Here is a 6661-nt window from a genome sequence, read left to right on the forward strand (position 1 = left end):
CCAGGGTGGGAGCCGCTTGATTTCAGAAGCCGATCTGGCTTCAATAGGAGGAAGCAGGCATTCAGAACCAAGACAACCTGTACTAGACTCCCAATCGGATAGGGCGAAAACCTACTCTCCTTCCTCTAATAGTGGAGGGTCTTCGCTGGCAGCCTTTTTTGGATTATTGGCCATGCTGGGATTATTTGCCTATCTAGCTTCAGGAGGCATCCATAGTGAGGAAGCTCCTTCTTCTACTACTAGTGAATACGGAAGTACTGGCCGGTCTTATGGAACCAGAAAAGAAACCTTGAAGAGTGGTAATAGTACCTTGATTGCACCGGAAGGTGAATTTCAGTTTCAAGTGACCTATGAGAAGGCGATTTCCCTGATTCCTGGTTTAAGTGAGGGGGATCAAGGCCGTACCTCTTCAACTTATCTGTCTCCGCAGGATGTGGTAGCTGTACTGGGCAAGGCTAGTAGTGGGGAAGAAACCTACCAAGAGGGTAGTGTCGGTCCTTTCATGACAAGCTTGGATTATGAGGCTGAAGGATCCCCTTCTTCTGTATCTGTTTTGCTTTCAAATATGATTAGTAGCCGTCTATCTTCTCTTAATTTTGAGAACTTAAACAGTGAGCGATTAGCCAATAAAAATGGCAGTTTGAACAGAGAGGATTTTGCTAATATTAAAATAGGAACCAGCTATGTAGATCTTGTGAATACAGTCGGAATTCCTAGCCGTGTTTCTTGGTCGAGTATGATGGGTTCAGAGTCCTTCTTAATCTTTTACTATAAACTTTCTGATTCGCACTCAGTCATTATTCACTTTGGAAGCAATCGCACCATCAGTGAAATGACAGGCCTGGAGGATTCGGCTACAAGCACGTCGCCTTAGGTGTTCATCTCACTAGGATTGTGGTATAATATGGATACCTTTAATTGAAATGAATGGAGAATCTCATGACTGCACAAAAAATGTCTGCTCAAGAAATTATCGCTTTTATTGGAAATGCAGAGAAGAAAACAAATGTGAAAGTAACCTTTGAAGGGGAATTGGCAACAGCTATTCCTGCTTCTGTTACGAAACTTGGGAATGTGTTGTTCGGTGACTGGAAAGATATCGAGCCCCTTCTTGCCAACTTGACAGAGAACAAGGATTATGTGGTGGAACAAGATGGCCGTAATTCAGCTGTTCCCTTGCTTGATAAGCGCTACCTAAATGCGCGTATCGAACCAGGTGCTATTATCCGTGACCAAGTGACCATCGAAGATAATGCTGTCGTGATGATGGGTGCTGTCATTAATATTGGTGCTGAAATCGGTGCAGGAACCATGATTGATATGGGGGCTATCCTCGGTGGCCGTGCAACAGTTGGTAAAAACAGCCACATCGGTGCAGGTGCCGTGCTTGCGGGTGTCATTGAGCCAGCTTCTGCTGAGCCTGTTCGGATCGGTGACAATGTTTTGGTCGGTGCCAATGCAGTTGTGATTGAAGGGGTTCAAGTAGGGAACGGTTCAGTCGTTGCCGCTGGAGCTATCGTTACTCAAGATGTCCCTGAAAATGTGGTCGTAGCTGGTGTTCCAGCTCGCATCATCAAGGAAATCGATGAAAAAACACAACAAAAAACAGCGTTGGAAGACGCCTTGCGTAATTTGTAATAAGGAATAAATAGATAAAAACCGGACTTCTAATCATTTAAGTGAACTATTTTTTACTGCGTGATAACCGAATAATCTTAGAAACAACATTGAAATAATTGCATGTTTTACGAGCCAATTGAGCGTAAAAAGGAGACTTTCCGCTGTGATAAAAACGCCTGCAGCTGAGTAGCTTCAGGCGTTCGGAATTTTTGAGACTGTAGGCTCAAAAATTAGTCATGGAACTTCTTAGAAGTTCGCTGACGTCCGTACTCACCTAAGGAAAGTCTCGAAAGAAAATTTGGTATTTAATCTAAGAGGCCGCAAGGCCTCTATTCTAATAGAAAGAAGACAACTATGACATTGGATTTGATCAAAATCAGACGGGATTTGCACCAAATCCCTGAAATTGGCTTGGAAGAATTTGAAACCCAAGCCTACCTCTTAGAGCGAATCGCAGAGATCACAGCGGGCAAGGACTTTGTTGAGCAACGGACTTGGCGGACCGGGATCCTGGTTTATCTCCATGGGTCTGCTCCTGAAAAAACTATTGGTTGGCGGACGGATATCGATGGCTTACCGATTGTGGAACAAACGGGCCTTGATTTTGCCTCCAAGCACGAAGGACGGATGCATGCTTGTGGTCATGATATGCACATGACGACAGCCCTTGGACTGTTGGATCAACTGGTTCAAGTGCAACCAAAAAATAACCTGCTCTTTCTCTTCCAACCAGCTGAAGAAAATGAGGCTGGTGGAATGCTCATGTATAAGGACAATGCTTTTGGCGACTGGCTTCCTGATGAATTTTATGGTCTGCATGTGCGCCCTGATTTGAAGGTGGGGGACATTGCGACCAATACGGGTACCCTTTTTGCGGGGACCTGTGAAGTCAAGATCACCTTTACAGGAAAGGGAGGGCATGCGGCCTTTCCACATGAGGCCAATGACGCTCTTGTAGCGGCCTCTTACTTCATTACCCAAGTCCAATCGGTCGTGAGTCGAAATGTCGATCCGATTGAAGGTGCTGTGGTGACCTTTGGTTCCATGCATGCAGGGACAACCAATAATGTGATCGCTGAGACAGCCTTCCTTCATGGGACCATTCGGACCTTGACCATGGAGATGAATCTTTTGACTCAAAAACGGGTCAAAGCCATTGCAGAAGGAGTTGCAGCAGCCTTTGATGTGAAATTGGACCTGGAACTCAAGCAAGGAGGCTACCTGCCTGTGGAAAACCAACCAGAATTGGCCAAAGAACTCATGGACTTTTTCACAGCTGAGGAAGACGTGAACCTGATTGATATTCTGCCTGCGATGACAGGAGAAGACTTCGGCTTTCTCTTGAGCAAGGTCCCGGGTGTCATGTTCTGGTTGGGGATTGATACCCCTTATGCCTTGCACCATCCAAAGATGAGCCCAAATGAAGCAGCCCTTCCCTTTGCTGTGGAAAACATTGGTAAATTTTTGAAAATGAAAGCCAACCAATAAAGGAATGATTCAACTCCGTCTGGAGTTGGATTTTTTCTTTGTTGTATAAAAACTGTTCGGATCTTTCCTAAAAAATGTTACAATAAAAGCTAGACAAAAGGAGTAGGGAATGAAGAAAACACTACGAAAAGAAACTATGGCAGCCATGAAAGCACTGCCTCAAACTGTGAAAACTCAAGCAGATGAAGAGCTGACTCAACGCCTCTTGGAGCTACCAGCTTTTCAGGAGGCAAAGACCCTTGCGACCTATCTGTCTTTTGACCATGAAGTTTCCACAGCTGGCTTGATCCAAGCAGCTCTTCAACTTGGAAAACGCGTCTGTGTTCCCCGTACCTATCCACAAGGGCGAATGGAATTTGTGGAATACGATCCTGACATTTTGGAAAAGACACGCTTTGGTTTGCTGGAGCCCAATGAAAAAGGGAAGCTTGTGGATCAGTCAGAGATTGATCTGATCCATGTACCAGGCTTGGTCTTCCAGTCAAAAGGCTACCGAATTGGCTATGGTGGTGGCTATTATGATCGTTATTTAGCAGATTTTACTGGAAAAACGGTTAGTACGATTTATTCCATCCAGCAGAAGGAGTTCCAACCAGATGCTTTTGATCAGGCAGTTCAGGAGGTGCTAGTCTATGAAGTTACTCTTTGATCGTCGTTATCCTGTGACTAGCCTCTTGTTGTTAGTGACAACGGCAGTCTTTCTTTCCATGTTTATCCGATTTGGAGGCGACTACCAAACAGGTGCTGCTATTTACTATAGCGGTGGTATTATTGGAGAGGTTGTGAAAGTCGATCCTAGCCAGTTATGGCGAATCGTGACAGCTACATTTGTTCATATCGGCCTAGAACATTTTGTGCTCAATATAATCACCCTCTATTACTTGGGACGTTTGGCAGAAGATCTCTTTGGATCGAAGGCTTTCTTAGCTCTCTATCTCTTATCAGGCATGATGGGCAATGTCTTTGTTGCTATTTTTACGCCAGATGTGATTGCAGCAGGAGCTTCTACAGCCCTCTTTGGACTGTTTGGGACTATTGGTGCTCTGCGCTTTATTGTCCAAAGTCCCTATATTCGCCACTTGAGTCAGTCCTATACCAGCTTGATTGTGGTCAATTTGATCTTTAGCTTCATGCCAGGAATCAGTATGGCGGGGCACATCGGTGGCTTAGTGGCTGGAGTCATGTTGGCTTATGTCTTTCCAGTTAGAGGGGAAGCTCGCTTTATGAACCGAACCTATCAGATGAGTGCAGCCCTATCTTATCTCTTACTTTTGCTTTATTTCTTAGGTAAAATCTTGACTCTATTTTAAGAAGAGGCTAGGACAAAAGTCCTAGCCTCTTAATTGTTTTTGGATTGTCGAGCAAGACGCAGTGGTTGAGTGGGCTCTACTACGCTGCTTTCATCAGCTTTTACAGTCCTACTCAACTGTGCGGAGGTGGGACGACGAAATCGAATTCTAACGAATTACCGATTTCTGTCCCACTCTCTCTTTTTCCTAAAAAATGTAGCAAAATCGTAAACTAACAGAAAATTGTTTGAAATCTCAATAAATATATATAAATTACATAGAAATGAGTTGATAGAAAGATAATTTAGGAAAAAATAGAATAAAAACAAGCCTGGTAAGCGTTTGCAAAAATAACTAAAAAGAGGTAGACTAGGAGTATAAAAAATCAGGAATAGTGCCTTTTTTAAAAGGGACATTCGAAAAGGAGATTTGCCATGAAGAAATGGTTATTTAAACTTTCATTGGTAGCAATGACATTTTTACTCCTACCAGTTCAAGCAGTTCAAGCCTGTTGTGGCTTTATCATTGGTCGGCAATTGACCAAGGATGGGACTACCCTATTTGGTCGGACAGAAGATTACCCTTACTATCCAAATGGTGGGAAGCACAACAAGAACTATATGGTGGTTGATGCGAAGAACTATAAGGAAGGGGATCAACTGGAAGACGAATCCAATGGTTTTACCTATCCACATGCTGCCAGTGAAATGAAATACACAGCGACTTATGACTCAGCTCGTGGAGATGGTAGTAACGGTGCTTTTGGTGAACATGGATTTAACGAAGCCGGCGTCTCTATGACATCAACCGTTACAGCAATTCCAAACAAAAAAGTCTTGAAGACTGATCCATTGACAGAAAACGGAATTCCAGAAGCTGCTATGTTGGACGTAGTTTTACCACGCGTTAAGTCTGCTCGTGAAGGGGTTGAATTCCTAGCTAAAGTCATTGAAGAAAAAGGATCAGCAGAAGGGAATGTTGTCGTTTTTGCAGACCAAAATGAAACTTGGTATATGGAAATTCTTTCTGGTCACCAATATGTAGCTGTTAAAGTCCCAGAAGACAAATATGCAGTCTTTGCAAATACCTACTACCTTGGTCACGTGGATTTGAATGACAAGGAAAATGTGATTGCTTCGAAAGATGTCGAAAAAGTAGCCAAAGAATCTGGTAACTACAAGACAGATAAAGACGGTAACTTCCATATCGCTAAATCTTATGGACCAGAAAAATATGCTGAAGGAGACCGTTCACGTACTTACGCAGGAATCACTCTTTTGGATCCAAATTCAAAAGTGACTTATGAAGATGATGAATACGAACTCTTCCGCTCACCAACAGATCCAAACAAGAAATTTACTTTGGAAGATGCCTTTGCTCTCCAACGCAACCGTTTTGAACATTTGAATGGTCGTTTTGTTCCAGACGATCAAATTGGTGTCAAGAAACAAGGGGATAATGGTAGCAATGATGCTGTTCGTAAAGACCAATACAAGTATGCTTTAGGAAACGAAAACGTCATCGATGCCCATGTCTACCAAATCAATCCAAACCTTCCAAAATCATTTGGTGGAACTGTATGGCTCGGAATGGGACCTTCACGGAATACTCCTTATGTTCCATTCTATGGAAATGTAAAAGATACCTATAAAGCTTTCAAACCTCAAACTGCTACCTATGATCCGAATTCATGGTATTGGACAGTATGGCATATTGACCAGATGGCAATCAATAATCAAGACCTCTTTGGAAAATCGATTCAAAATCACTGGAAAGCTCTCGAAGAACAATTGATCATTGAACAGAAGGTTAGTGATAGCAAATATGCAGCCTTGAAAGCTGATGAAGCTGCAGCAAAAGCAGTTGAAGATAAAGTGACTGAGGATGCTTTAGCTCGGTCTGAACGTCTCTTCAAACAATTCAAGCAATATGAGTCTGAATTATCTGCAACTCTTAAAGAAGCAGGTCGTACAGATGATCCATACCGTGCATCTTTACCAGATGACTACAAGGATCCAACAGAGTCAAGTACAGAACCAAGCAAGGAAGAAACGAAGCCAAGCACAGAGTCAAGTACAGAACCAAGCAAGGAAGAAACGAAGCCAAGCACTGAATCAAGTACCGAGCCAAGCAAGGAAGAAACGAAGCCAAGCACAGAGTCAAGTACAGAACCAAGCAAGGAAGAAACGAAGCCAAGCACGGAGTCAAGTACCAAGCCAAGCAAGGAAGAAACGACACCAAGTACTGAGTCAAGTACAGAACCA

At 43.3% G+C, this 6661-nt stretch carries 6 protein-coding genes; all 6 read left to right on the forward strand.

Translation table 11 applies throughout. The features are described from left to right. Positions 1-874: hypothetical protein (locus tag HMPREF2685_RS02155; RefSeq protein ID WP_070464989.1), on the forward strand; the 874-nt coding region annotated here is incomplete at its 5' end. Between the two features lie 65 nt (positions 875-939). Next, a complete protein-coding gene (dapD, locus tag HMPREF2685_RS02160) occupies positions 940-1638 on the forward strand; it encodes a 2,3,4,5-tetrahydropyridine-2,6-dicarboxylate N-acetyltransferase (protein ID WP_070464992.1) in 699 nt (232 codons plus the stop codon). 336 nt (positions 1639-1974) lie between these two features. Next, positions 1975-3108: an N-acetyldiaminopimelate deacetylase gene (locus HMPREF2685_RS02165; RefSeq protein ID WP_070464994.1), complete on the forward strand. Its 1134-nt coding sequence runs from the start codon at positions 1975-1977 to the stop codon at positions 3106-3108. A gap of 109 nt (positions 3109-3217) precedes the next feature. After that, a complete protein-coding gene (locus tag HMPREF2685_RS02170; protein WP_070449467.1) occupies positions 3218-3757 on the forward strand; it encodes a 5-formyltetrahydrofolate cyclo-ligase in 540 nt (179 codons plus the stop codon). After that, positions 3741-4418: a rhomboid family intramembrane serine protease gene (locus tag HMPREF2685_RS02175; protein WP_070449464.1), complete on the forward strand. Its 678-nt coding sequence runs from the start codon at positions 3741-3743 to the stop codon at positions 4416-4418. The genes HMPREF2685_RS02170 and HMPREF2685_RS02175 overlap by 17 nt, the downstream gene beginning before the upstream one ends. A 413-nt stretch (positions 4419-4831) precedes the next feature. Further along, the coding region (locus HMPREF2685_RS02180; protein WP_261710238.1) for a C69 family dipeptidase at positions 4832-6661 on the forward strand (1830 nt) is incomplete at its 3' end.

Source organism: Streptococcus sp. HMSC074F05 (assembly GCF_001808725.1).
GTDB classification, from domain to species: domain Bacteria; phylum Bacillota; class Bacilli; order Lactobacillales; family Streptococcaceae; genus Streptococcus; species Streptococcus parasanguinis_I.